The 25,876-nt window shown below is 73.4% G+C and carries 16 protein-coding genes and 2 pseudogenes; 11 read left to right on the forward strand and 7 right to left on the reverse strand.

The window, feature by feature from the left end:
- Window positions 1-41: 41 nt before the first annotated feature.
- A complete protein-coding gene (locus OG730_RS06650) occupies window positions 42-599 on the forward strand; it encodes a toxin-antitoxin system, toxin component (RefSeq protein ID WP_327303319.1) in 558 nt (185 codons plus the stop codon).
- Window positions 596-1,777 (forward strand): MAB_1171c family putative transporter, encoded by a 1,182-nt coding sequence (locus tag OG730_RS06655; RefSeq protein WP_327303320.1) that lies wholly within the window; start codon window positions 596-598, stop codon window positions 1,775-1,777. Before OG730_RS06650 ends, OG730_RS06655 begins: the two co-directional genes overlap by 4 nt.
- Window positions 1,778-1,832: 55 nt before the next feature.
- On the opposite strand, the gene OG730_RS06660 is transcribed toward OG730_RS06655, so the two are convergent.
- Window positions 1,833-2,609: a bestrophin-like domain gene (locus OG730_RS06660; protein ID WP_327303321.1), complete on the reverse strand. Its 777-nt coding sequence runs from the start codon at window positions 2,607-2,609 to the stop codon at window positions 1,833-1,835.
- 60 nt (window positions 2,610-2,669) lie between these two features.
- Window positions 2,670-3,254, reverse strand: a complete 585-nt coding sequence (locus tag OG730_RS06665) for a hypothetical protein (RefSeq protein WP_327303322.1) — start codon at window positions 3,252-3,254, stop codon at window positions 2,670-2,672.
- A 271-nt stretch (window positions 3,255-3,525) separates the two neighbouring features.
- Here OG730_RS06665 and OG730_RS06670 point away from each other — a divergent pair, with 271 nt between their 5' ends.
- Complete coding sequence (locus OG730_RS06670; protein ID WP_327303323.1) at window positions 3,526-4,980, forward strand: M20/M25/M40 family metallo-hydrolase; 1,455 nt, start codon at window positions 3,526-3,528, stop codon at window positions 4,978-4,980.
- The gene (locus OG730_RS06675; protein ID WP_442814842.1) at window positions 4,977-6,527 is read left to right on the forward strand and encodes a YfcC family protein; all 1,551 of its coding nucleotides are present in this window, start codon (window positions 4,977-4,979) and stop codon (window positions 6,525-6,527) included. Before OG730_RS06670 ends, OG730_RS06675 begins: the two co-directional genes overlap by 4 nt.
- 118 nt (window positions 6,528-6,645) lie before the next feature.
- Here the strand turns inward: OG730_RS06675 and metG are convergent, their stop codons facing one another.
- On the reverse strand, window positions 6,646-8,361 hold the full coding sequence (gene metG, locus OG730_RS06680) for a methionine--tRNA ligase (RefSeq protein WP_327303324.1): 1,716 nt from the start codon (window positions 8,359-8,361) through the stop codon (window positions 6,646-6,648).
- A 287-nt stretch (window positions 8,362-8,648) separates the two neighbouring features.
- Complete coding sequence (locus OG730_RS06685) at window positions 8,649-10,922, reverse strand: hypothetical protein (RefSeq protein ID WP_327303325.1); 2,274 nt, start codon at window positions 10,920-10,922, stop codon at window positions 8,649-8,651.
- A gap of 313 nt (window positions 10,923-11,235) precedes the next feature.
- Here OG730_RS06685 and OG730_RS06690 point away from each other — a divergent pair, with 313 nt between their 5' ends.
- Window positions 11,236-11,763, forward strand: coding sequence for an RNA polymerase sigma factor (locus OG730_RS06690; RefSeq protein WP_327303326.1), 528 nt, complete (start codon window positions 11,236-11,238; stop codon window positions 11,761-11,763).
- 845 nt (window positions 11,764-12,608) lie between these two features.
- Window positions 12,609-13,328, forward strand: a pseudogene (locus tag OG730_RS44240) (IclR family transcriptional regulator domain-containing protein); the annotation flags it as partial.
- Window positions 13,329-13,708: 380 nt separating this feature from the next.
- Here OG730_RS44240 and OG730_RS06700 read toward each other — a convergent pair.
- Entirely contained in the window at window positions 13,709-15,415 is a 1,707-nt protein-coding gene (locus OG730_RS06700) for a serine/threonine-protein kinase (RefSeq protein WP_327303328.1), read from the reverse strand.
- A gap of 121 nt (window positions 15,416-15,536) precedes the next feature.
- Between OG730_RS06700 and OG730_RS06705 the strand changes: the two genes are divergently transcribed.
- The 5 genes from OG730_RS06705 to OG730_RS06725 all read left to right on the forward strand — a co-directional run bounded on the left by OG730_RS06705 (window position 15,537) and on the right by OG730_RS06725 (window position 23,210).
- Complete coding sequence (locus OG730_RS06705; RefSeq protein ID WP_327303329.1) at window positions 15,537-18,683, forward strand: NACHT domain-containing protein; 3,147 nt, start codon at window positions 15,537-15,539, stop codon at window positions 18,681-18,683.
- A gap of 11 nt (window positions 18,684-18,694) precedes the next feature.
- The gene (locus OG730_RS06710) at window positions 18,695-19,276 is read left to right on the forward strand and encodes a TetR/AcrR family transcriptional regulator (protein ID WP_327303330.1); all 582 of its coding nucleotides are present in this window, start codon (window positions 18,695-18,697) and stop codon (window positions 19,274-19,276) included.
- A gap of 150 nt (window positions 19,277-19,426) precedes the next feature.
- Window positions 19,427-20,602 carry an agmatine deiminase family protein gene (locus OG730_RS06715; RefSeq protein WP_327303331.1) on the forward strand — a complete coding sequence of 392 codons (1,176 nt, stop codon included), beginning with the start codon at window positions 19,427-19,429 and terminating at the stop codon, window positions 20,600-20,602.
- A 107-nt stretch (window positions 20,603-20,709) separates the two neighbouring features.
- On the forward strand, window positions 20,710-21,450 hold the full coding sequence (locus OG730_RS06720) for an urease subunit gamma (protein ID WP_327303332.1): 741 nt from the start codon (window positions 20,710-20,712) through the stop codon (window positions 21,448-21,450).
- An 80-nt stretch (window positions 21,451-21,530) separates the two neighbouring features.
- Window positions 21,531-23,210 carry an urease subunit alpha gene (locus OG730_RS06725; RefSeq protein ID WP_327309173.1) on the forward strand — a complete coding sequence of 560 codons (1,680 nt, stop codon included), beginning with the start codon at window positions 21,531-21,533 and terminating at the stop codon, window positions 23,208-23,210.
- A gap of 245 nt (window positions 23,211-23,455) precedes the next feature.
- Here the strand turns inward: OG730_RS06725 and OG730_RS44245 are convergent, their stop codons facing one another.
- Window positions 23,456-24,400, reverse strand: coding sequence for a pectinesterase family protein (locus OG730_RS44245; RefSeq protein ID WP_442815177.1), 945 nt, complete (start codon window positions 24,398-24,400; stop codon window positions 23,456-23,458).
- A 96-nt stretch (window positions 24,401-24,496) separates the two neighbouring features.
- A pseudogene (locus OG730_RS44250) lies at window positions 24,497-25,837 on the reverse strand (pectate lyase family protein); the annotation flags it as partial.
- Window positions 25,838-25,876: the final 39 nt, after the last annotated feature.

The following is a 25,876-nucleotide window of genomic DNA, read 5'->3' on the forward strand; positions in this document are numbered from 1 at the left end:
TCCTTGAGTCCTGATCCGGATCCGCGCCGACGGGGAGAACGGTGAGCATAGGCAGAGAGCAGCGGCGGTTGTGCGGGGAGCTGGTGGCAGGCATCAACCTGACCGCGCCCGTGGAGCCCGTGGACCTCTACGCCGCCCTCTGCGAGGGCATGAGCAAGCACCGCGGCCGCCGGGTGGAGTTCCGGATGGCCTCGTTCCCGCCGGGAACGGCCAGCGGCCTGTGGCTCGACATGGCGGACCGCGATCTGGTGGTCATCGAGGAACGCACCGCGCCCGACCACCAACTGGTGATCCTCGGGCACGAACTGTGGCACATGAAGGCCGGCCACTGCAGCCACCACGTCGACGGCGCCGCCGTCGCCGCCCGGCTGCTGTCGGACGAGGCCGACATCGGCGAGACCGTGCGCCGCGTCGCGGCGCGCACCCGCGCCGACGTCCAGGAGGAGACCGAAGCGGAAACCTTCGGCTTACTGCTGGGCAGCCGGTGCAGGACCTGGCTCGCCGGATCGGCGAGCCACCGCGCACCGGCGCAACGAGATCAGCTGGCGGGCCGCATCGAGGCATCGCTCGGATACCGGGGGCACAGGAACGACCGTTGAACGGCAAGGACTACTACATACCGGCCGCGGCCCTGGCGATCGCACTCGCCTTCAAGCTGCCGGCGCTACGGCACAACTGGCGTGAACCACTGCTGCGATCGGTGTGCGCCCTGCTCACGCTGGCCGGTGCCGTCTTCACCTTCGCCGCCCCGCCCACCATCGAGGCGGTCAACCGCTGGACCGGGATCACCAACTTCTCGGCCCCGCTCGTCTACTGCCTGATCAGCGCCTTCAGCGCGTCGTGCCTGGTCCTCATCGTCAACTGGCGCGGCGGCCCGCCCGAGCAGACCCGGCGCATCTCCCGCCGGTGGATCCTGGGCTACGCCGCGGTGATCGCGGTCCTGATGACGCTCTTCCTCCTCGGCGACGCACCGGTCGAGCGGCTGCGCGACTTCGACACCTACTACGCCAACACCCCGTACATGGGGCAGATGATCGGCCTCTACCTGCTCGCGCACAACGTGGCCGCCTTCGTCATGGTCGCGATGTGCTGGCGCTGGTCCCTCCAGGTGCGCGGCTGGCTCCGGACCGGCCTGGTGATCATCGTCGTCGGCTACGTCCTGAACCTCAGCTACGACGCCGCCAAGATGAGCGCCGTCATCGGGCGCTGGGCCGGCCTCGGCCCCCGGCTGGACGACCTGAGCACCTTCGTCGCCCCGCCGCTCGCCGCCGCGGGCGCCCTCATCAGTGCGATCGGGTTCGTGCTGCCGCTGCTCTGCCAGCGCCTTTCGGACAGCTGGCAGCACTGGTCCACGTACCGCCGGCTCGGCCCGCTGTGGCACGAGGTCCGGATCGCCGCTCCCGAGACCCCGGTCGGGGTCCAGATGTCCTGGTGGTCCGCCGCCGACATCCGCGTCATCCAGCGCGAGTCGGACATCCACGACGGCTTCCTGCACCTCGGACCGTACTTCGACCAGGACCACCGGGACACGGTCCTGGCCCGGGCCCTGGCCTCCGGCGCCGACGAGGAGACCGCCCGGGCCGTCGCCGACGCCGCCATGGTCGCGGCCGCCGTGCGCGCCCGGGCGGCCGACCCCGAGGGCCGGGTCATCGGGGCCAGTGACGAGGGGGCGCCGCCCGCCGACGGCCCCCGCGACCTCGTGCGGATCTCGCATGCGCTGCGCAACTCCCGGGTGGTGGCCGAGTGCCGCCGCCAGGCTTCCCTGTCGGGGGGCTGAGCCGCGGCCCGGCCGACCGGGCGGTGATCAGCGCCCGGTGATCACCGCCCCGTGATCATCGCCCGGCGGCCAGGGGCAGCGACGGGAACAGGTCCTGGAACGGCGCCGCCGAGTCGATGCCGTCCCGGCCGAAGGGCGCGTCGAAGCTCCACACCATGAACAGCAGGAACACGATCAGCGCGCTGAACAGCCCCGCGAGCAGCAGTTCCCGGCCCGAACGCCGGATCTGCAGGGTGAAGATCAGCCCGACGGTGACCAGTCCGCCCGCGACCAGCCCCAGCCAGACCACCCCCGGCAGCGTGGACTCGTCGCTCTGCGTCCGCTCGTGGCGGGCGTCGTCGGCGGCCGCGATGTGGTCCAGCAGCGGCTGGTAGGCCTGGGCCTGGAGCTCGTTGCCCGGGCTCTGGTGGGTGACGTCGGTGCGCAGCTTGCCGAGCAGTTCGCCGCCCTCCGGTGACACCGGGGCCCCGGCGGTCAGCCGCGGCCAGTCCACGCTGACGGTGTGGGACACGTACGCGTTGACCTCGCCGCGGATCCGGTCGCGCACGGCGACCGGGTAGACGTCGGCCCGCTGGGTGACCTCGTACAGGGACTGGGCCTCGCGGCGCACGCTGTCCTCGGCGGCGCCGCGCGCCTCCCAGACGCCCGCGATGGCCAGGCCGAGGACGATCGCGTAGACCACGCCGACCATCATCACCATGTATTCGAGGACGTCGGGGGTTTCGCTGGTGTCCTCGTCGTCCGCGACCCGGCGGTGCCGGATCGCGGTGAAGGCGAGGACGAGGGCGCAGACGAGCGCCATGGCGATGGCCAGGACCAGCCATTCGGACACGAGGGTTCTCCGTAGGTCGAGACGAGCGGACTGAACGTGGGGAGGGGGAGGGGTCGGGCCCTAGCCGCGGCTCCGGGAACGGGGCCGCAGCGCGACGGCCGCGAGCACGGCCGGGGTGGTGACCACGACCATGAGCATCAGGGTGGACATGCCGTCCGGGCCGCGTCGCGCCAGCGCCGCCGAGTGGTACGGGCGCACGTGGAAGCGCCCCGTCGCCACCGACACCGCTGCGACCGGCCGCGGAGCCACCGCCGCGTCCGGAACCGCCCGCGCCACCCCGGGGACCTCCGCCGCGGCCGCCCGCGGCTGCGGCGCCGAAGGCCTTGCCCGCGCCGTCGGCCCCGGAGCGGGCTCCGCCGCCGCGCCGGGCGGCGCGGGGGCGAGCGGCCCCTGCCCCGGGTGGCGCACCGTCGGCCCGGCCGGGCCGGGCAGCGGCACCAGGGGCGTCGGCCGGGCGACCGGACCCGGCCCCGGAGCCGGCACCGTGGGCGTCGCCGCGGGCGGCCGGGGCTTCGAGCCGGCCGGTACGCACAGGTCGACGCGGGCGCCGCGCCCGTGGCCGTCCCCGGCCACCGCCACGTGACCGTGCAGCGGGCAGAGCGCGGCCACCAGGCCGGCCCCGGCGAAGTACTGCCAAGCGGTCACCGCGCGTTCTCCCGATTCTGCGGCAGGGATGGGGACTACGCCTGAAGAAACGATCACGGGCGTGCTTCGACACGCGGCAGACAGGTCAAGATCAGCCCTCGGCAGCCCACTTCACGCCATGTGGGGCCCGGCAGGGTCCGGATCCCCGCGGCCGGCGTTCACCCGCCCGGCCCACTCCATCGCGGCGCGGCCCGCTCCCCCCGCCGATGATCGGAGAACCCGATCCCGCGGCTCAGCGGGGTCGCCCCGGGGAGCACAGGGACGGTGGCAGGTGGACGCGGACGGCTCACAGACCCTCGAAGCACAGGTCGACGCCCTGATGGACGGGCTCCGGGCCGACCTGGAACGGCTCGCCTCGATCCCGTCGGTCGCCTTCCCCGGATACCCGCCGGAGCCGGTCCTGGAGGCACACGACCTGATCGTCTCCCTCCTGCGCGAGGCGGGCGTCCCCACCATCGAGCGGATCGACCTCCCGGACACCGCCCCGGTCGTCTACGGCGAGATCCCGCCCCCGCACCCGGACGCGCCGACCGTCCTGCTCTACGGGCACTACGACGTCCAGCCCGCCGGAAACCCGACCCTGTGGCTCTCCCCGCCCTTCGAACCGACGCCCGTCGCCGGGGTCCCCGGCGCCCTGCGGGCGCGCGGCATCGCCGACGACAAGTCGAACGTGATCGCGCACCTGGGCATGCTCCGGGTCTACGGCGGCCGCCCGCCCGTCGGGATCAAGCTGGTGATCGAGGGGCAGGAGGAGTACGGCAGCCCCTTCGACGACTACCCGCCCACCGATCCGGACCGGTTCGCCTGCGACGCGATGGTCATCGCCGACCTCGGCAACCTGCGGCCCGGCACCCCGACCCTGACCACCGGTCTGCGCGGGGCCTGCGAGGTCGTGGTGGAGGTGCGCACCCTCGCGGAGGCGCGGCACAGCGGGGAGTTCGGCGGAGCCGCCCCCGACGCCCTGCTGGTCCTGCTCCGGGCGCTGGCCTCCCTGCACGACGAGCACGGGGACGTGGCGGTGCCCGGGCTGCGCCGCGATCCCTGGGAGGGAACGGCCTACACCGAGAAGGAGTTCCGCAAGCTGGCCTCCGTCCGGGACGGGCTGCCGCTGATCGGCACCGGTTCGCTCGGCGACCGGCTGTGGAGCGGACCCGCGATCACCGTCATCGGGCTGGACGCCCCGGACGTGGCGGGCGCCGCCTCCGCCGTGGTCCCGTACGCGCGCGCCAAGCTGAACCTGCGCTTCCACCCGCTCCAGGACGCGAAGGAAGCCCGCGCCGCGCTCGTGAAGCACCTGCGCGCGCAGCGCCCCTTCGGGATCCCGCTCACCGTCACGCCGGGCGACACGGGCCCCGGCTTCGAGGCGCGCACCGGCGGGCCGGCCTACCGGGCGGCCCTGACCGCGCTGAAGGAGGCCTGGGGCACACAGGCCTCGTACGTGGCCACGGGTGGCTCGATCCCGCTGGTGAACGGCCTCGCGAGGGCCGCTCCGGACGCGGAGGTGCTGCTGTTCGGCGCCCAGGACAGCATGTGCAACCTGCACGCGCCGAACGAACGGGTGCTGCTGTCCGAGGTGCGCAACACGGTCGTGGCGATGGCCGCCTTCGTCCGGGAGTACGCGGCGGACTTCGGCGCGGCCCGCACCGACGCCTCCACCTCCACCGACGCCTCCACCTCCGCCGGCGCCTCCACCTCCGCCCAGGACCCGTCCGGGGGCGCCCGGTGACCACCGCGCCCCCGCCGCCGGCCGCTCCTCCCACCGCGCCCGTCCCGCCCGAAGGGCCCGCGCCGGCGCGGAAGTTCTCCTTCCCCAGCGCGCTGACCATTCTGGCCATCGTCACCGTGGCGATCTGGCTGCTGGCCTTCCTCATCCCGGCCGGCGAGTACGACCGCAACGACAGCGGCTCCCCCGTCGCCGGCACCTACCACCGGGTCGAGGGCACCCAGAGCTTCACCGATCGCCTGAACGACCTGTTCCTCTCCCCCGTCAACGGGCTCTACGGACTCCAGGACCCCAAGACCGGCCAGGTCGGCCCCACCCTCAGCGGCGATCTGTACGGCAGCGCGGGCGTGTTCCTCTTCGTCCTCGCCATCGGCGCCTTCATCACCGTCGTCTTCGCCACCGGCGCCCTCGACCGCGGCATCGCCCGCCTCGCCCACCGGCTGCGCGACCGCGGCGCCCTGCTGATCGCCGCCGTGATGGTGGTCTTCTCGATCCTGGGCACCGTGGAGGGCTTCGCCGAGGAGACCCTCGGGTTCTACGGACTGCTCGTGCCGATGATGCTGGCCCTCGGCTACGACCGGCTGGTCGCGGTCGGCGCCAGCATCCTCGGCGCGGGCATCGGCGTGCTCTGCTCGACGGTGAACCCGTTCGCGACCGGCGTGGCCTCCTCGGCGGCCGGCATCTCGCTCGGCGACGGGATCGGGCTGCGCTTCCTCATGTGGATCGTGCTGACCACCGTGACCGTCCTCTACGTGATCCGCTACGCCCGACGGGTCCAGAAGGACCCCTCAAAGTCGATCTGCGGGTTCCTGCCCGGGGACCGGGAGCAGAAGGCCACCGGCGACGAGGAGGCGGAACCGGAGCTGACCCGGCTGCACAAGACCGTACTGGTCCTCCTGGTCCTCGTCTTCGCCTTCATGATCTTCTCGGTGGTGCCCTGGTCGAGCGCCCTCACCGGCGACGCGGACGCGACCCCGTACGCCTGGGAACTGGACTGGTCCTTCGCCCAGTTGGCGGCCCTGTTCATCTGCGCGGCCGTACTGATCGGCCTGGTGGCCCGGATGGGCGAGGCCAAGCTCAGCTCCACGCTCATCCAGGGCGCCGCCGACTTCATCTCGCCCGCCCTGGTCATCATGCTGGCGCGCGGGGTCACGGTCATCATGAACAACTCGCAGATCACCGATACGGTGCTGCACTCCATCGAGGGCGTGGTGAAGGGGACTTCGTCGGGGATCTTCGCGATCATCGTCTTCCTCGTGAACCTCCCGCTCGCCTTCCTGATCCCCTCCACCTCCGGGCACGCCACGCTCACCATGCCCATCCTGGCTCCGCTCGCCGACTTCGCGGGCGTCTCCCGCGCGCTGATGGTGACGGCCTGGCAGTCGGCGAGCGGCTGGATGAACCTCTGGGTGCCCACCACCGCCGTCACCATCGGCGGCGTCGCACTAGCCAAGGTCGGCTACGACAAGTACCTGCGCTTCGTCTGGCCGTTGCTCGGCATCCTCTTCGTGATGATCTGCGGGTTCCTGGCCCTGGGCGCCGCGATGTGACGCCGTCAGCGCCGCCGGACGGCGTACGGCCGTGAGGAACGCGCGCAGGGCGCGACCCCATTGGGGTCGCGCCCTGCGCGGTTGCTGCCGTGCGTGGCCGCCTGCGAGGCCGGGAAGGCTAGGCCTCCGGGTTGCCGCCGAAGCGCTCGCGGTACGACTCCAGGTCCTCTTCGGTGATCCTCGGGAAGAGCACCGCCGGAACCGTGAACGGCGTGCCCGCCGGAACCGCGTCGAGGGACGCGGCCTGCTCCGGGGTGATCCACGTCGCCGTGTCGTCGGCCAGGTCGAACGAGGAGCGCATGGCGCGCGCCGAGGCCGGGATGAACGGCTCGGAGACCACCGAGTAGAGGTGGATGAGGTTCATCGCCGTGCGCAGGGTGAGGGCCGCGCCGTCCAGGTCGGTCTTGACCTCCGTCCAGGGCGCCTTCTCGTCCAGGTACGCGTTTCCGGCGGACCACAGGGCGCGCAGCGCGGCCGCGGCCTTGCGGTACTGGAGCGCGTCCATGTGGACCTCGTACTCGGCCAGCAGCTCGGCGATCTGCGCGCCCAGCTTGGCCTCGACCTCGCCCGCGGGGCTGCCGGCGGGAACCTCGTCGCCGAACTTCTTGCGGGAGAAGGTCAGTACGCGGTTGACGAAGTTGCCCAGCGTGCCGCCGAGGTCCTTGTTCACCGTGGCGGCGAAGTGCTCCCACGTGAAGGAGGAGTCGTCGGACTCGGGGGCGTTGGCGATGAGGAAGTAGCGCCAGAAGTCGGCCGGAAGGATCTCCAGCGCCTGGTCGGTGAAGACGCCGCGCTTCTGCGAGGTGGAGAACTTGCCGCCGTAGTACGTCAGCCAGTTGAAGGCCTTGACGTAGTCGACCATCTTCCACGGCTCGCGGACGCCGAGCTCGGTGGCGGGGAACATCACCGTGTGGAACGGGACGTTGTCCTTGGCCATGAACTGGGTGTAGCGGACGTCCTCGGCCTCGTACCACCAGGACTTGTAGTCGCGGTTCGCCGGATCGGCGTCCGCCCACTCCTTGGTGGAGGCGATGTACTCGATCGGCGCGTCGAACCAGACGTAGAACACCTTGCCGTCCGCGGCCAGTTCGGGCCACGTGTCGGCCGGGACCGGGACGCCCCAGTCCAGGTCGCGCGTGATGGCGCGGTCGTGCAGGCCCTCGGTCAGCCACTTGCGGGCGATGGAGGACGCCAGCTGCGGCCACTCCTCCTCGTGCTCCGCGACCCAGGCCTCGACCTCGACCTGCAGCTTGGACTGGAGGAGGAAGAGGTGCTTGGTCTCGCGGACCTCCAGCTCGGTGGAGCCGGAGATGGCCGAGCGGGGCTCGATCAGGTCCGTGGGGTCCAGGACACGGGTGCAGTTCTCGCACTGGTCGCCGCGGGCCTTGTCGTAGCCGCAGTGCGGGCAGGTGCCCTCCACGTAGCGGTCCGGCAGGAAGCGGTCGTCGACCGGCGAGAAGACCTGCCGGATCGCGCGCTCCTCGATGAAGCCGTTCGCCTGGAGCCGGCGCGCGAAGTGCTGGGTGATCTCGCGGTTCTGCTCCGAGGAGCTGCGGCCGAAGTAGTCGAAGGACAGCTCGAAGCCGTCGTAGACCGCCTTCTGGGCGTCGTGGGCCTGCGCGCAGAACTCGGCGACCGAGAGGCCGGCCGCCTTCGCGGCGAGCTCGGCGGGGGTGCCGTGCTCGTCGGTGGCGCAGATGTAGAGGATGTCGTGGCCGCGCTGGCGGAGGTACCGGGAGTACACATCCGCCGGAAGCATCGACCCGACCATGTTGCCCAGGTGCTTGATCCCGTTGATATAGGGAAGCGCGCTGGTGATCAGGTGTCGAGCCATCCTCGGATGCTCCATTTCGTATATGCCGGTACGACGTGACGTGCGGTTCATCGTATCGAACCGCCGAAACGCCACGCGCCGCATTTCTTCGGGGTGGACTGGGGGTACAGCGCAAAACTGATGGGTGCAAAGCAAAAGCGAGGACTGTGACCACTCCGTCACGGCCCTCGCGCTGCGGCCATGGTACAGCGGGCCGGGCAGCCCCCGAACCGCCGTCCACCGCCGGTGGGGCACCGTCCGCGGCGGCCGCGGACGGTGCCCCGGAGGACGACCGGAACGACGCGGGGTCAGTCGCGGCCGCCCCGGGCACCGTCGATCGCGGTGATCCGGGCGCCGCTCGCGAGCCTGCCCGTCAGGGTGGCCGCGGGACCCTGCGGACCGGCCACGGGGACGGTCAGGGTCCGGCCGGCCGCCTCCGCGCGGACGGAGCCGGCCGCCGTGATGCCCGCGACCTCGCGGCTGCCGGCCGCCAGCAGGTACCAGCGGCCGGCCGGCGACCTCCACCGGGTGCCCGCGAGCAGGTGCTGCCCGAACCGCCCGCACGCGGCGGTCCCGCGGGACCGTGCCACGTCCTGCGGAGCTCCGGCCGGCAGGCGCAACTGCACCAGGACGTCACCCGGACCGGCCCAGCCGGAGGCACGGGTGCACGTCCAGACGGCCCGGCCCGCGCCGTCGGGGAGTTCGGAGCCGGCGAAGTCCCAGATGTTGACGGCCCGTACGCCGCCGGCGCGGTACTCCCGCAGCCGGCAGGCGACCGGCGCCCACGCCGCCCGGGCCGCCGGGCCGGTGGCCTCGCGCGGCTGGCGCGCCGCCACCGCCGCCGGGCCGTCGGGCAGCGGCGTGTAGGTCAGGTGTACGGGGGTCAGCGCGCCCAGGTCCGCGAGGACGAAGGCGTGCTTCTCCACGATCCGGGCGGAGGAGGTCAGCTCGAGCACGGGCCAGGAGGCGCAGGCTCCGCCGTCGCCGCCCAAGCCGTCGCCGCCGCCGGCCGTACGCGGGACCGCGGTCTCCTCGGTGACCCCGTCGGCGGAGACGGCCAGCGGCTTGGTCCCCTCCCCCGTCCGGAGCAGGTCGCGGGTGCCGGCCCGGGCGATCCACGGCGCGAGCAGGTACCGGGCCCGGCCCCCTTCCGTGCTGCCCCCGTTCCCGGGGGAGCGGCTCAGGGCCAGCGCGGCGGCCGTGGTCACGTTCGCCTCGTCGGTACGGGCGAAGGCGAGCTCCCGCTCGCGCGGCCCCGCCGGGCCCGCTGGGCCTGCTGGGCCCGCTGGGCCCGCTGTGCCCTCGATGGGCTCGCCGTACCGAACCACCCGGTCCCCGTCGAGCAGCAGCACGACGGCCCGCCCGGCGACGTCCCCCGCGTACAGGAGCTGCGGCGCGCGCAGCGGTGCGTCGGTGGCCGTCCCCGGCGCGGCCGTCACCGCCACCTCCCGGGGCCGGGTGGCCCAGGCCGCCAGGGCCCGGGCGAGCAGACCGCGGTCGGCGGTGCGGGCGCCGCGCGCGGGCCAGGCGGTGAAATCGACGCGGGCGGTGTCCGCCCAGGCCTCGGCGGGCACGCGGACCAGCCGGGCGGGGTCCAGTGCCCCGGCGACGGCCGGTCCGGCGAGCGGCGAGGCCTCGGGGCGGGGCGGCGACCCGTCGGCGGCGAGGGCCCCGGCGGCCAGGGCCAGGGCCACGGCGACCAGGGCGGTCCAGCCGGCCCGGGCACGGCGCCGCCGGCGCAGCAGGTCGGTGGGGCGGGCGCTGACGACGGCGGCGTCGAACTCGGCGCCGCCCGGGCTCCGCAGGAGCGTTTCCCCAGCGGCGCTCCCGCCTGCCCCGCGGAGGTCGGCCCCGCGGAGGCCGGCACCGGGGAAGCCGGCATCGCCCGTAGAACCCGCCACACCCGCCGCCGGCCGGGCCCACGCCCCGCCTCCCGGCGGCGGAGCAACGCCGCGCACCGTCCCCGGCTCCGTCGCGGGCCGCGGCGGCGGTGCCCACGGCCCGGCGCCCGGGCCCGCCTCCGAGCGCCCGGGGGCGGCGGCCTCCCACTCCCGCCAGGCGGCCAGCGCCTCCCGTACGGCGTCCGCCGGGTCGGCCACCCCGGCCGCGGTGAGCAGCCGGGCCACCGCCTCCTCGGGCAGGCCGTCCATGCCGTGCAGGACGAACGCGGCCCGGACCGGCCCCGGCGCCGTGCCCAGCACCCGGGCGGGCTCGTCGATCCCGCCCGCGGGGGGCCACAGCCGCAGCCCCCAGACGAAGGGCGGCACCGGCGGCCACCCGAGCCCGGCCGCGGCGAGGCGGGCCCGGCCGGTCGGAGCCAGGCTCGCGCGCAGGACCCGTACGCGGACCTCGGTCAGGGGGCCGCCCGGCCCGTCGGGCCCGGCCGGAGCCTGGGTACTGCCGCGCCCGCCGCGCGGGAGTGCTCGCTGGACCGCCTTGTGCGCGAGGAGTACCCGGGTATGGCGGCCCAGGGTGACCGGGAGCGTCACGTAGGCGAGCCGGACCAGTTGGGGGTAGTGCTCGACGAGGACGGCCTCGGCCTGCTCCACGGCGGTGGAGCCGAATCGCTGTGTTGTACCCACGCTCCGACAAACGAGTGAATCTTGGGATGGTCACACGCCGTGCTCTCCGGCGGGGAACGAAACGGACGCACAGGAGAACGGCATATGCGTTTGCGCTGGTTGAGCGTGCGTGCGATCGACATCGATCAACGCGCGATCATCACCGAACGTAATTCTCCCAGCTTTCGTCTCTGCGCCCTCCGAGTGCGCCCGCGCTGATTTCCTTGCCCCGCACACGGGATGGGGTGGAGCGGTGAGCGATGGCAGCGGTCTTCCGGAGGAGTCCGGTGGCGGGGCCGTGGGTCTGCCGAGCCGACGACGGCGGCCGGCGCCCATGAGCCAGTGGAACGCGACGGCGCGCCTGTCGTACTGGGCCTTCCACGCCGACCGGCGCCCTGCCTACATGCGGTTCGCGTTCCTGCAGCTGGGCTCGGACGCGGCGGCCGAGGAAGCGGTCGACGCCGCCTTCGACTCGATCATGTGCGAATGGCTGCGGATGCTGCACATGGACCGGCTCGACGCCTACGCGTGGACCGTCCTCAAACGGCGGCTGGTCGACCGCCAGTTCCGCCGCAGCCCCTGGCCGGAGCCCACGGACACCAGTGCCTTCGAAGCGGCGCTCAAGGAGGCCCACGCGCAAGCCGACCAGTACGAGGTGCTCACCGACACGATCCGCTTCTACTCCGCCGTCTCCCGGCTCGCCGAACGGCAGCGCGACGCCGTGCTGTTGCGGTACGGACTCCAGTGCACCCCCGGCGAAGCCGCCGCGATCATGGGTGTGGACGAGGCCACGGTCCGCTCGCAGCTCGGCCAGGCCCAGCGGCGGCTCGCCCGGCTGCTCGACACCGCGGCCGAGTCATGAACCGCAACACGAGCCGCGGAACCCGCCGCGAGGACGGCGGACTCCCCCGCTCCCTGGAGCAGTTCCTGGCCCGGGCCAGCGTGCGCGACCGCTATCCGCACTACGACCTGGGCGCGGCGGAGGCCCGGCTGCTGCGGGGTACGGACGCCACCGCGGCGGCGCCCCGGCCGGGCCCCGCCCCGGCTCCCCGGCGCGGCGGCACCCATGCCCGGCGCCGCACGCCGGGCTGGAGCGACCCGCTGCGCGATCTTCCCCTGGACTCCGAGCGGGCCGGACGCGACCTCAAGGCCGCTTGTCTGGCCTCCGTGTGCGCCACGGAGGCCCGGGAGCGGCTCGACTCCTTCGAGAGCGGCGGCCACGCCGACCTGCCCGGAGCCGTGGTCTTCGGCTGTCTGCTGCACCTGGCCGGGCTGCGCGAAGGGGCCCGGTTCTGGTGGCAGTTCGCCGCCGGGTCCGGGCGCAGCCGGACCACGCACGCCGCGTACTGCCTCTTCCTCGACCACTCCCGACGCGGCGAGCACCACGACGCCCGCTTCTGGGCACGGGAGTTGGGCCGGCGCCGCTTCCGGCCGGGCGGGCGGCGGGAGCTCCGCGAGGTACGGCTGTGCGCTCAGGCGGCCGTCCTGCGCTACGTCGACCAGCTCGACGACCCCGACCTGGGCCCGGTGCCGCTGCCGAGGCCCGGGGTGTCCGGGGCGCTGGACGCGTTCCGGCCGCCGGTGCCGGCCGCCGCGCCGCGGCCGCCCCGGCCCGGGGCGGGCCGGCTGGGCTCGGGCCCGCTGCGCCACCCCGCGCTGACGGCGGCGGCCCGCGGGACCGTCGTCCAGCCCGGCGGGGGCGAGGCCCTGGCGGCCGCGCGGCGCGCCCTGGCCGTCGTACGGGTCCTGCGGCGGCGGCCGCTCGGCGTTCGGGCCGGGCGGCTCGCGCGGGAGGCCGGCCTGGCCGAGGCGGAGCTCGGCCCGCTGCTGTCGATGCTCTGCGAGGAGGAGTACGCGTACCGCTCCGGCGTCGGGGTCTACGCCCCCGGGCCGGCCCTCGACCGGCTCGCCGCCCCGGGCGGCCGGGGCCTGGCGGGCCAGTTGCAGCGCACGCTGGCCCTGGCGCGGGACAGCGCGGGCGCGGCCGTGTACCTGAGCCGGTACGCGGAGGGGGAGGTCCGGATCACCCAGATGGCGGACGGGCCGGGCGCCCCGCCGGTACGGGAGTGGGTGGACTTCCGGGACGCCGCGCACGCCAGCGCGGTGGGCAAGTGCCTGCTGAGCCAGCTCGACCACGACGGCCGCGCCGACCACGTGGCCCGGCACCGGCCCGCCCGGCTCACCGAGCGGACCATCACCGACAGCCGGGCCCTGTTCAGCGCGCTCGACGCGGTGGCCCCCGGGGCGCCCGTCTTCGACCTGCGCGAATACGCCCCCGGCGTGGTGTGCGCGGCGGTCCCCCTCGCGCTCGGAGACGCGGCGGGCAGCCTCGCCCTGTCCCTGCCCGGCGGGCACGCGCACCGGCTGGGCCGGGCCACCGAGGCACTCCGACTCAAGGCGGTTCCGGTGCTCCTGGCGCTGCTGCTGGCGGGGGCGATCCCGGACGGCGCGGACTCTCCGGAGGAGACCGCGGGGGCGGAGGGTGCTGCCGGGGAGGACGGGCCGGAGCCCCGGGCCGAGCCGGAACCCGCCTCGATGCCGGTACCGGTCACGGCGGAGACCCTGCGCCAGCTGCGCAGGATGTTCCGGACCCCGCTGACGCGGACCACGGGCGGGGCGGACGGGCCGCACCTGGTCAGCGACAGCGCCGCGGAGGCCGCGTACCTCTTCGACGCACCGCAGGACGACACGGCCCCGGGCCTGGCGCTCCCGCGCACCTTCGCCCCGCTGGTCCCGGGCAGCCTGCGGACGGCGGACGGGCGGGACGGGCTGGTGGTGCTGCGCACCTGACCGGGACGAGGAGGTGGTCAGGAGGTGACGGAGACGGGCGCGCCGGGGACGAAGGTGGCCACGGCGGTCTCGAAGTGGCGCTTGGCCTGGGCGAGTTCACCCACCGGGGCGGAGACCCAGATGTCGTACATCCGGCCGTTCTGGTCCCAGCAGAGGTCGTAGGTGTGCCGGGCCCCCTGGGCCGGGTCGAAGCCGTTCCAGGTGAACTCCCAGAGTACGGCCGGGAGTTCATGATGGCTCGTCGAGACGACCGTGCCGCCGCGATAACCGGCATTGGTGTCGGGACCGTTCGCGTGCGCCTGCCGCATCACGCCGAGCGGACCGCCGGGCACCGGCATCTTCACCCGGATCCCGATGCGGAAGGCCCCGTCCGGGGAGACGTAGAAGACCCGTTGGTCGTCGGTGGCCCGCTGGTACCCCGCAGGCACGGCGATGGCGAAGCCCTGCGGATCGGCGAACGTCCGGTACCCGGCGGGCGGCTCGCTCGATCCCGGGGCCGGGGAAGGGCCCGGGGGCACGGACGGACTCGCCGTCACGGACGGACCTGGCGTCACGGACGGACTCGTGGTGCCGCCGGGGACCGCCGGCGCGCCCCGCGACCCCCGCCCCGCTTCGTTCGCTCCGGACAGCGGGTTCAGCCGGTCGGCGCCCACCACCACGCCGGCCGCCACCAGGACGGCGGTGGCCACGATCAGAGCGAGGCGCAGGCCCGGCCGGGTGGCGAAACGCTGCCTGGCCGTCGGACGCGGAGCCACGGCCGGGGCCGTCAGCCCCTCCGACTCCGGCGCCGACGCGGATACGGCGGGAGCGGGTACGGCGGGAGCGGCTACGGCGGGAGCGGGTACGGGTGGGGGTACGGGCAGCCCGCGGTCGGCCGGCACGGCCATCGGCTCGGCCGGACTTCCACCGGCCAGGTACGCCGACAGCAGCCGGTCCGCCTCGGCCGCCGCCATCCTGCGCTCCGGGTCGCGTTCCAGCAGGCCCTGGATGACCGGCAGCAGCGGCCCCGCCTGGGCGGGCGGGCGGATCTCCGCGGAGACGACGGCGTGCATGACGCCGCCCAGTGAATCGCGGCGGAAGGGGGACTCCCCGGTCAGCGCGGCGCACATGAGCGTGCCGAGCGACCACAGGTCGGCGGCCGGTCCGGCCTCGGCTCCCCGCATCCGCTCGGGAGCGGTGTACTCGGGCGAGCCGATGAAGGCGCCCGTCTGGCTGATGGTGGCGGCCCCGGAGAACCGGGCGATGCCGAAGTCCGTGAGCACCACCCGGCCGGTCCCCGCCTCCATGAGGACGTTGGCCGGCTTCACGTCCCGGTGCAGCACCCCCCGGCCGTGCGCCGCGGTCAGGGCGCCGAGCAGTGCGAGGGCGGTCCTGGCCGTCTCGACCGGGGTGAGGGTCTTCCCGGCGGAGATGAGCTCGGCGAGCGAACCACCGTCGACCAGTTCCATGACGATGCAGGGCCGCCCGTGGTGCTCGACGACGTCATGGACCACGACGATGTGGGGGTGCCGCACGTGCGCCACGGCCCGCGCCTCGCGCAGCGCCCCCGCGGCCGCACCGTCCCCGTCCCCCTCGCCCGCGTGCAGTTCCTTGACGGCGACCGGGCGCCCGAGCAGTTCGTCGGTGGCCCGCCAGACGGTGCCCATCCCACCCCGGCCCAGCCGGTCCTCCAGGCGGTACCGCCCGGCCACCACGACACTGCCGCGCACCTCGTCCTGTGCCACCGCGCTCCCCCTCACCCGATCCCGGAGCCATGATGCCGTAGCCCGCTCTCCCGGCGGCCCGAGCACGGCGCACTCTAGAATCGCGTCGGGCGGCACCGGCACAGCTCTACGGGGGGCACACGTGGAACCCACAACCATCGGGCTCAAGTTGGCGTCGGCCGTGATCGGCCCGCTCGTCAGGAAGTTCTTCGTCACCGACGCCCCGGGGGCGGGGCTGGTCGACAAACCGGTCCGGCTCTCCGGGTACGTCTCCTTCAAGGGTGAGAAGCGCACCCTCACCGAGTCCGACGTACGCACCCTGGCCGCCACCCTCGTCCAGCAGGCCCTGAGCACGGGCGAACGCCCGATCCCGGAGGACGAGCGCGAAGCCGTCACCGACGCCCTCGCCGCGACCCTGCACGCCCTGGGCGACCTCACGATCACGGACGTGGACGCCGTCCGCCTCGGCCCGGAGGCCTTCGCCCGCGAACTGCGCCGCGCGGCGGACCGCCCGGAACGCCACCTCTCCGCCGACGCCACGCACTTCTACGAGGCCCTGCTCGGCGTCGCCTCGCTGCACATCCTGGAGTTCTTCACCCAGCGCAAGACCTTCACGGCGCACGCACTGGTCGGCCAGACCCGGGCGGTCGCCGAACTGACGTCGAAGACGGATGAGTTGATCCGCCGCACCCCGCTCCCCGACGCGGCGGACGCCGCGTTCGAGACCACGTACCTGCCGTACGTGGCGAAGAAGCACTCCAAGCTCACCATCTACGGCATCGACCTGAGCAATTCACCCACGCGCTGGCCGCTGGACGTGGCGTACCTGAGCCTGGAGGCGGCGCCCCTCGGACGCTCGGAGATCTCGTGGGACGCCTACGAGACCGCGGAGGATTTCCTCGCGGTGCAGCGCACCCTGGAACCCCAGCCCGCGGACCAGGCACTGAGCCGTACTCCCCGCGTGCTCCTGCGGGGCGAGGCCGGCTCGGGCAAGACCACGCTCGTCCAGTGGCTGGCGGTCACCGCCGCGCAGCAGGACCGCCCGGACCGGCCGGCGTACCTCCGGGGCCGGATCCCCTTCGTGCTCCCGCTCCGCACCCTCACCCGCCACGGCGAACGACTCCCGGCCCCGAAGGACTTCCTCGCCGCGACCGGCTGCCCCCTCGCCGGCTCCCAGCCCTCGGGATGGGAACACCGGGTGCTCACCGCGGGGCGGGGACTGGTCCTGGTGGACGGCATCGACGAGGTCCCGGAGCCGGAGCGGGAGCGGACCCGCCGCTGGCTGCGGGACCTCATCGACACGTACGACGGTGACAACCGCTGGCTGGTCACCTCGCGCCCGTCGGCCGTGGGCCAGGACTGGCTCACGGAGGACGGGTTCAGCGAACTGGCCCTGTCCTCCATGGGACGCGCCGACACCGCCACCTTCATCAAGCGCTGGCACGCGGCCGCCCGCGACGGGTCCGATGCCGATGCCGAACTCGACGCGTACGAGACGCAGCTGCTCACCGCCGTCCGCACGAAGGCCGACCTCGGCAGGCTGGCCACCAATCCCCTCATGTGCGGCCTGATCTGCGCACTCCACCGGGACAGGCGGGGCTATCTCCCCCACGGCCGGAAGGACTTGTACGAGGCAGCCCTGTCCATGCTGATCAGCCGCCGCGACCGCGAACGGGACATGAACGCCCCCGACCTCCGGGAAGAGCCGCAGCTCGAACTCCTCCAGCGGCTCGCCTACTGGCTGATCAAGAACGGCCGTACGGAGATGGACCGCTCCCAGGCCGAGGCCATCATCGGCCGGGCCCTCCCCGCCGTCCCCGAGGCAGCCGCCCTGGGTGACGCCCCTGCCGTCTTCGAGCACTTCCTCCAACGCAGCGGCCTACTCCGCGAACCAACCCCGGGCACGGTGCACTTCGTCCACCGCACCTTCCAGGACTTCCTGGGCGCGCGGGCGGCGGTGGAGGAGGGCGACTTCGGCCTGCTAGCCGCACGCGCCGCGGACGACCAGTGGGAGGACGTCATCCGCATGGCGGTCGCCCTGGCCAGGCCCCGCGAGCGGGTGGCATTGTTCGAGGACATGCTGAGCCTCGGCGACCGCACCGAGGACCGCCGTGTCTACCTCGTCGCCGCCGCCTGCCTGGAGCATGCCACGACGCTGGAGCCAGCGGTCCGCGGGGCGGTGGAGGAACGCACCAGCAGTCTGATTCCGCCCGCCGGAGAGGACGAGGCCCGCGCCTTGGCAGAGGTGGGTCCCCTGATCCTCGACCTGCTGCCCGGCCCGAACGCCGCCAATTCGGCGGACGGGCGCAACGTGGTCATCGCGGCGTCCCACGTAGCATCCGACGCCGCACTGCCCTTCCTGGCACGGTACGCCGCCGCACGGGACTCGCCGCTCGAGATCCGCAGCCAGCTCGTGTGGTCCTGGTCCCGCTTCGACACCGCCCAGTACGCGGACGAGATCATCGCGCTGCTGAATCCGGAGGGACTGAACTACACCGTAACGTCCGATGAGCAGTTGCACCTCCTGGAGCGGCTGGGCGTGCCCGTGGAATCCCTGGACGTCAGAAGCGGCCCCTCTGCGGAGGTGCTCGCCTCGTACCTCTCCCGGCACGCACTGACGAGCTTGAGGCTCTCGAATCGCACCCTGCCCGCCCTGTCGCTCCTGGCCGGCCAGACGCGGCTCACGTCGTTCACCGCTCACCAATGCGACCCGGCCGTCGGCACAGGTGGCTGGGGCTGGGCGCCGAGCGATCTCCATCCGGGCGCCCCCCTGCGACACCTCTCCATGTCGAGCGACGCCTCTGGCGCCTCCTTCGAGCCGGAACTCAGCGGAGTAGGCCGGTTCCCGCAGCTCGAATCCCTCGGATTCTCCGGTCCTGTGACGGCCGCAGACTGGCGGGAGGTCGCCGGGCTGAGGGCCCTCTCCCGGCTCACTGTGGACGCGGCCTCCTTCGACGCACTGCCCTCCGACACGGTCCTGCCGGAAGTCACCCGTCTCAGCGTGAACAGCATCCTCGATGCCCCCACCGCACAGAAGATCATCGACGCGCTGCCGCCCGCCTTTCCCCGCCTCACCGACTGCGGGTTCTGGGGAAGGGTCGGCCTGGAAGGTACCGTTGACGTCTCCCCCCTGGCAGGTGCGCACGCCCTGGAGAGGTTCCGCATCAGCATGGATCCGACCCAGATAGACGGTCTCGCCGCGCTTCCCTCCCGGATCTCCGTCCGCATCGAACTCCTGTCGGGGCAAGCGATCGACCTGCCAGGGCAGGCGACCGGAGCCTCCGGGTAAGGTGTCGGACCGTGGCTGATCGTCGAACGGCAATCATGGAAGGCGCCGCGCGGGTCATCGCCCGGCGCGGCGTCCGCGGCCTGCGCGTGGAGGAGCTCGCCGCCGAGGCGGGTGTGTCCACGGCTCTGATCTACTACCACTTCAAGGACCGCGCGGGGATCCTCCGCGCCACCCTGGAGTTCATCAACGACCGCGCCGGCCGGTACACCACCGAGCGGGACCCCGGCGATCCGCCGCTCGACGCCCTGGGCGAGCTGGAGCAGACGCTCCTGCTGGAGTTCCAGGACGACCCCGGGGTGCGGGAGAACAGCACGGCCTGGGGAGAGCTGCGGGCCAGCGCGGTGTTCGACCCCGACCTGCGGGAAGACCTCGCCGGCGCCACCCGCGTGTGGATCCAGGAAGTGGGCGACCTGCTCGGGCAGGTCCGCCCCATGGCCGGAGCCGCCGCCCTTTCCGGTGCCGCCGAGCGGCTGACCGCCCTGGTGGAGGGGCTGAGCTCGCGCTGGCTCAGCGGCAGCCTGCCCCTGCCGCACGCCCGTGAGCTGATGGTGTCCTCCATCGCCGCCGAGCTGGACCGCCTCGCCCGTAGCTGACCGGCCGCCCGAGCCGCAGGCCCCGTAGGGAACCCTCCCCCGGCCAGGGATCACGCACGCCCCGCGTCTTGACTGAATTTTCAGTCAGTGACAGAGTTCTGGCCATGGCCGCTCTCGGCCCGTACCCCCACCTGATCCGGAGGCCCCTCGATGCCCGACTCCCCCGACGACAGCCGCTCGCTCCTCGGCCGGTTCTTCGGCTCCTCCCCCTCCCGCAGGATCGTCCTGGGGGCCGCCGGACTCGGAGCGGCGGGAGTCGCGCTCGGGACGGCGGCCGCCGCGGTCCCGGGGGCGGTCCGGGCGCCGAGCGCGGGGGTGCAGCGCTGGCGGGTGGACATCGACGACGTGCCCCACGCCCGCACCTGGATGTCCTGGCCCTCGCGCTCGTCCATCTGGGGCGGCCGCGCCCTGACCGGGGTCCAGGAGGACATCGCGCTGATCGCGAAGACGATCGCGCGCTACGAACCCGTCGTCATGTGCGCCCCGGACGCCTACACCGCCGCCACCGCCCGCTCCTGGTGCGGCCCGGGCGTGACCGTGACGACCGCCATCGGCACCGACGACCTCTGGATGCGCGACATCGCGCCGGTCTTCCGCCGGGACGGCCGCGGCGGGCTCGACGCGATCGGCCTGAACTTCAACGGCTGGGGCAACAAGCAGGCCCACTCCTACGACGCCCACGTCGCGGAGAGCGTCGCGTACGAGGCCCATCTCCCCTTCAGCAAGACGGACTTCGTCGGCGAGGGCGGCTCGATCGAGACGGACGGCGACGGGACCGTGATGGCCACGGAGAGCAGCCTCGTCAACAAGAACCGCAATCGGGGCTGGAGCCGCGCCGAGGTCGAGGACGCCGTTCTGCACGCGTACGGGGCCGACAAGATGATCTGGGTGCCCGGCATCAAGGGCAAGGACATCACCGACGACCACATCGACGTGACCTCGCGCTTCATCCGGCCCGGTGTGGTCATGGTCCAGGTGCCGCCGGCGGGCCGCGACGACGTCTGGGCGCGCGATGCCCGCCAGCAGTTCTCGATCCTCTCCGCGGCCACGGACGCCCGGGGCCGGCGGCTGACCGTCATCAAGGTCGACGGTCCCGACACCACCCGCTCGAAGAACCCGGAGTTCGTCGACTCGTACATGAACTTCCACGTGGTCAACGGGGCTGTCATCACCGCCCAGTTCGGGGACTCCGCGAAGGACGCGGCGGCGAAGCGGGCCCTGGCCGCCGCCTTCCCCGGCCGGACCGTCGTGCAGCTGGACGTCGACCGCCTGATGGCCGGGGGCGGCGGCATCCACTGCTCCACGATGGCCGAACCGCGCCCGTAGAGCCCGCCCGCGGCCGGCGCCGGTGGACCAGCCGACGCCGGCCCCGGCCGTACCGGCGCCGGCAGTGCACCGGGGCGGCCCGCCCTTCCCTTCACAGATGAGGCCGTATGCGACTGACACCCACCGAGCGGGACCGGCTGCTGATCTTCACGGCGGCGGAACTGGCCCGCGCCCGCCGCGCGCGCGGCGTGAAGCTCAACGTCCCCGAGGCCACCGCGCTGATCACCGACACGGTGTGCGAGGCGGCGCGCGACGGCCGCAGGCTGGCCGAGGCGATCGAGGCGGGCCGCCACGTGCTCAGCGCCGCGGAGGTGCTGCCCGGGGTGCCCGACGTGGTCACCTCGATCCAGGTCGAGGCCGTTTTCGACGACGGTACGAGGCTCTGCGTCATCGACGACCCCTTCCGGCAGGAGGGTTCGCTCGGGGCCGACGCCCCGGGCGCGGGCCTGCCCGGAACCGGCGAGGGCTACGGGCCCACCGCCGCGACCGTCCGGGTCGCCGTACGGAACACGTCCAGCGTGCCGATCAGCGTCACCTCGCACTTCCACTTCTTCGAGTCGAACCCGCGCCTCGCCTTCGACCGCGCCGCCGCCTACGGCACCCGGCTCGCCGTACCGGCCGGCTCCTCGGTCCGCTTCGACGTCGGGGCCACCGTCGTGGTGGAGCTGCTGCCCATCGGCGGGGCGCGCGTCGCCATCGGTTTCGCCGGCCTCGTCGACGGCCCCCTGGACGCGCCCGGAGCGCGCGAGGCCGCCCTGGCCAAGGCCCGGGCCACGGGATACCTCACCTCCTACGAAGACAGCGCGACTTCGCACAAGGAACAGGCACAAGGACAGGAGCAGGCATGAGCGGCAGCGTCTTCGACTCCGCGGGCTGCCACGGCCGCCCGGGCGCCGCCCCGGCGGACAGCACCGACCCGCACGACTACATGGCCGTCCACGGCCCCCGGGCGGGCGACCGGATCCGGCTCGGCGACTCCGGGCTCATCGTCCGCGTGGAGTCCGATTCCCAGAAGCCCGGGGACGAGTTCCTGGCCGGCTTCGGCAAGACGGCCCGCGACGGACTGCACCTGAAGGCCGCCGCCGTCCGCGACACCTGCGACATCGTCATCAGCAACGCCCTGGTCATCGACGCCGTACTCGGCATCCGCAAGACCAGCATCGGCATCCGCGAAGGGCGCATCCACGCCATAGGCCGGGCCGGCAACCCCGACACCCTCGACGACATCGACGTCGTGGTCGGCACGGGGACGACCATCGTCTCGGGCGAGGGCATGATCGTCACGGCCGGCGCCATCGACACCCACGTCCACCTGCTCTCGCCGCGGATCATGGAAGCCTCCCTGGCCTCCGGGGTCACCACGATCATCGGGCAGGAGTTCGGCCCCGTCTGGGCGGTCGGCGTCAACTCCCCGTGGGCGCTGAAGCACGCCTTCAACGCCTTCGACGCCTGGCCCGTCAACATCGGCTTCCTGGCCCGCGGTTCCTCCTCGGACCCGGCCCCGCTGATCGAGGCACTCGCCGAGGGAGGCGCGTCCGGCTTCAAGGTGCACGAGGACATGGGCGCGCACACCCGCGCCCTGGACACCGCCCTGCGGGTCGCCGAGGAGCATGACGTACAAGTCGCGCTGCACACCGACGGGTTGAACGAGTGCCTGTCCGTCGAGGACACCCTGCGGGTGCTGGACGGCCGGACCATCCACGCCTTCCACATCGAGGGCTGCGGCGGCGGACACGTCCCCAACGTCCTGAAGATGGCCGGCGTCGAGAACGTCATCGGCTCCTCGACGAACCCCACCCTGCCCTTCGGCCGCGACGCCCTGGGCGAGCACTTCGGCATGATCGTCTCGGCGCACGATCTGAAGGTGGACCTGCCCGGCGACGCCGCCATGGCCCGCGACCGGATCCGCGCCGGGACGATGGGCGCCGAGGACCTCCTGCACGACCTCGGGGTCATCGGCATCACCTCCTCCGACGCCCAGGGCATGGGCCGCGCGGGCGAGACCGTACGCCGCACCTTCGCCATGGCCGGGAAGATGAAGGCCGAGCTCGGCCCGCTGGACGGCGAGGGCTCCTACGGCACCGCCGAGAGCGGCGACGACAACGAGCGCGTGCTGCGCTACATGGCGAAGCTGACCATCAACCCGGCGATCGCCCACGGCCTGTCCCACGAGGTCGGCTCCATCGAGGTCGGCAAGCTCGCGGACCTGGTGATGTGGTGGCCGGAGTACTTCGGTGCCAAGCCCCAACTGGTCCTGAAGGGCGGCTTCCCGGCGTACGGGGTCACCGGCGACCCGAACGCCTCGACCGACCGCTGCGAACCCCTCGTCCTGGGACCGCAGTTCGGCGCGTACGGGGCCACCGCCGCCGACATCTCCGTGGCGTTCGTCGCGGAAGCGGCCGTCCAGAACGGGGACATGATGCCCACCCGGCGCCGCCGCGTGGCGGTCCGTGGGACCCGGGGCATCGGGCCGAAGCACATGCTCCGCAACAGCCGTACGGGCAGCGTCGACGTCCATCCCGGCACCGGCCTGGTGTCGCTCGACGGGGAGCCGCTGGTCTCCGAACCGGCCGACTCCATCTCGCTGAGCAGGCTCTACTTCCTCTAGGGCGCAACCAGGCCGCAACCAGGCCGCACCGGCGGAGCGGCGGAGCGGGCACGCGCCCTACGCGAACCCGCCCCACACGGATGCTCCGCCTTCCGCGGCCGCGACGGTGGCATCGATCCGGTACGTGTCGCCCTTCGCGTCGCGTCCGCCGGCAGCGTGGTCGTACTACCGGGGAGCAGCAGGCCGTTCGAGTGGCCGTTCGGACGCTTCCGTCCCTCCGGACCCGGTCAGCACGGTGGCGCCCCTCAGCCCGTCGGATTCCAGCCGTCGGTACCGGCGAGGTAGGCGCGGGCGGTGTGGCTCGCCGCCTGGTCCCGGCCGAGCTGGGGCCGGTTGGCTCCGGTTCCGGCACCGGGGCCCGTGTTGGCGTACTCGGCGAACCGGGCCGACTTCCAGGAGAAGCCCCCCATGTCGGTCCACGGCCCCTGCGTCTTGACGGCCGCGGGCAGGCTCGTGTCGCGGATCACCAGCCGGCCGACCGCGCTGGCCCCGGGGTGCCAGGGCCGGCCGAGGTAGTAGGTCCGGGGCTGGGCGGGGCTGCTGATGGTGCTGTCGGTGATGAGGATCCCGTACCGCTTGGCCGAGTCGGTGTTCGGCGCGGCGAGGTAGCCGTTGTGGCCGCCGGCCGCGGCGCCCCGGTCGCGCAAGGTGATGTTGACGTGGTCGTAGACGGCGGTGGCGTTGCCGAAGACGAAGTCGACGTCGCCCGCGACGAAGCAGTGGCGGAAGTACTGGCGGTACTGGCCGGTGGCCGAGGGAGCCCAGTTCAGCACGGTGTCCTGGTGCCCGATGAAGCGCGAGTTGACGTACTGCTGGCGGTCACCGGACGCGTTGAGCGCCACCGCCTGGGTGTCCTTGACACCCGGGTGCGCCGACCTCTCCCAGGTGTTCTGGACCGTGACACCGGTGACGGTGATGTCGTTCGCCGAGAAGGTCGCGGTGGCACTGCCCGCGGTTCCGTAGGTACCGCCGCCGGGCTTCGGCGTGCCGGAGGCGTTGTCGTAGGTGATGACGACGTCCTCGGCGTTGCCGGTGGCGCCCTCGAGCGTCAGCCCGCGCTTGGAGGCGGGAACGTTCACCGTCTCCCGGTATGTACCGCGCGCCACGAGGACGGTGTCCCCCGCCGTGGCGGCGTCGACGGCGGACTGTACGGAACGGTGGGCGGCGGAGCCGTCGGCGGCGACCGTCAGCGTACGGCCGCCGGCGGGACGGGACGGGGCCGGAGCGGAGGGGGCCGGAGCGGACGGGGCGGGACCGGACGGGGCGGGCCCCTTGCCTCCGGTCTCGGTGAGAACACCCGCGCCCGCCTGCGCCGCGAGCTTCTTCGGCAGTCCGGCGGCGGGTTCCAGTCCGGCGGTGAGGGTGGGCTTCCAGTCGACGGTGGTCTTGATCTTCCTCCCGGGGTTGGCGGCGTTGTAGGCGGCGACCAGGTCCACGGGGGCGCCGCCGACGAGGTTGCCGCTGTCCGCGATCGCTCCGGTGCCGTCGCCGCTGAACAGGTGGGAGGCCTTCCGGTCGGAGGAGAGCTTCCAGTGGTTGTTCTGCGCGACGACCTGCGCGCCGGCGCGGGAGTTGACGCTGTAGCTGTGCGCGTAGCCCTCGGACGCCGTGGTGTCGTAGTAGTTGTCGTACAGGTGGATCCGGCCCACCCGGGCGAGCGGGGCGCGCTGGACCACGCCCTGGAAGACGTTGTGGTGGAGCGTCACCCGGAGTTTGGTGTCCTGGTCGCTGCTGCCGATCAGCATCGTCTTGTCGTGGTCGGCGAACCTGTTGTACCCGACGGTGACCAGGTCGGAGGCGTTGGTGATGTCGAGGGCGCCGTCGTGGACCTGGTAGTGGCGGCCGAAGCGGACCGGATCGGCGGAGTCCGGGTGCGGGAGGTCGGAGAAGCTGTTGTGGTCGACCCAGACATGGGTGGCGCCCCGCAGGCTGACGGCGTCGTAGGCGGAGTTCCAGTTGCCGGTGGAACCGTCGGTCGGATCCCATTGCGGGAAGCAGTCCCGGACGTCGGTCAGCGAGAGGTTGCGGATGATCACGTTGTCGGCGTTCTTCACCACCAGGCTGCCGCCGGTGATGCCCGCTCCGGTGCCGGGCACGCCGATGACGGTGGTCCGCGCCGGCACCGTGAACACCATGCGGGCGGCCTGCCTGGCCTGGGCCGCCCTCCGGGCGTTCTCCTGGGCGCCGGACGGGAGTCTGGTACGGCCCCAGACCGCGGGATCGTAGGCCTTGAGGTAGGAGTCGAGCGAATAGCCGGTGCCCGCGGCGTAGTCGGCGCAGTTCTGGCGTTTCCCGCTGTCGTCGGTGCTCGCGTCGATCAGGCCCTTGACGCGGACGATCCGCGGGGCGCCGGCCGGGTCCGCGGCCAGGGCCTTCGCCAGTTCGGCGCGGGTGGAGACGGTGAAGACGCGGGCCGCGGCCGCGGCCCGGCCGCCCGTGGTGCCCGAACCGCTCGCGGCCCAGCCGTCCCGGGCGGGCAGCACGCCGTGGGCGAGGTCGGCGGGTGCCGCGGCGCCGGCCCGCACGACGAGCGGTACGGCGCCGAGACCGGCGGCGACCAGGGTGGCCGCGCAGGCCAGGGCTAGCCTTCGGCGCCCGGTGGGGATGCGGTGGGGAGAAGCTGACATGGGGGTGGCTCCTTGGGGCGAGGTGCGCTGTTCACCCCT

The organism is Streptomyces sp. NBC_01298 (assembly GCF_035978755.1).
GTDB lineage: Bacteria > Actinomycetota > Actinomycetes > Streptomycetales > Streptomycetaceae > Streptomyces.

Excerpts from the sequence above, each read along its gene's own strand:
- metG (WP_327303324.1), bottom strand. The coding sequence starts at position 8,361 with ATGGCTCGACACCTGATCACCAGCGCGCTTCCCTATATCAACGGGATC.
- OG730_RS06690 (WP_327303326.1), top strand. The coding sequence starts at position 11,236 with ATGAGCCAGTGGAACGCGACGGCGCGCCTGTCGTACTGGGCCTTCCAC.
- OG730_RS06715 (WP_327303331.1), top strand. The coding sequence starts at position 19,427 with ATGCCCGACTCCCCCGACGACAGCCGCTCGCTCCTCGGCCGGTTCTTC.
- OG730_RS06720 (WP_327303332.1), top strand. The coding sequence starts at position 20,710 with ATGCGACTGACACCCACCGAGCGGGACCGGCTGCTGATCTTCACGGCG.
- OG730_RS06725 (WP_327309173.1), top strand. The coding sequence starts at position 21,531 with ATGGCCGTCCACGGCCCCCGGGCGGGCGACCGGATCCGGCTCGGCGAC.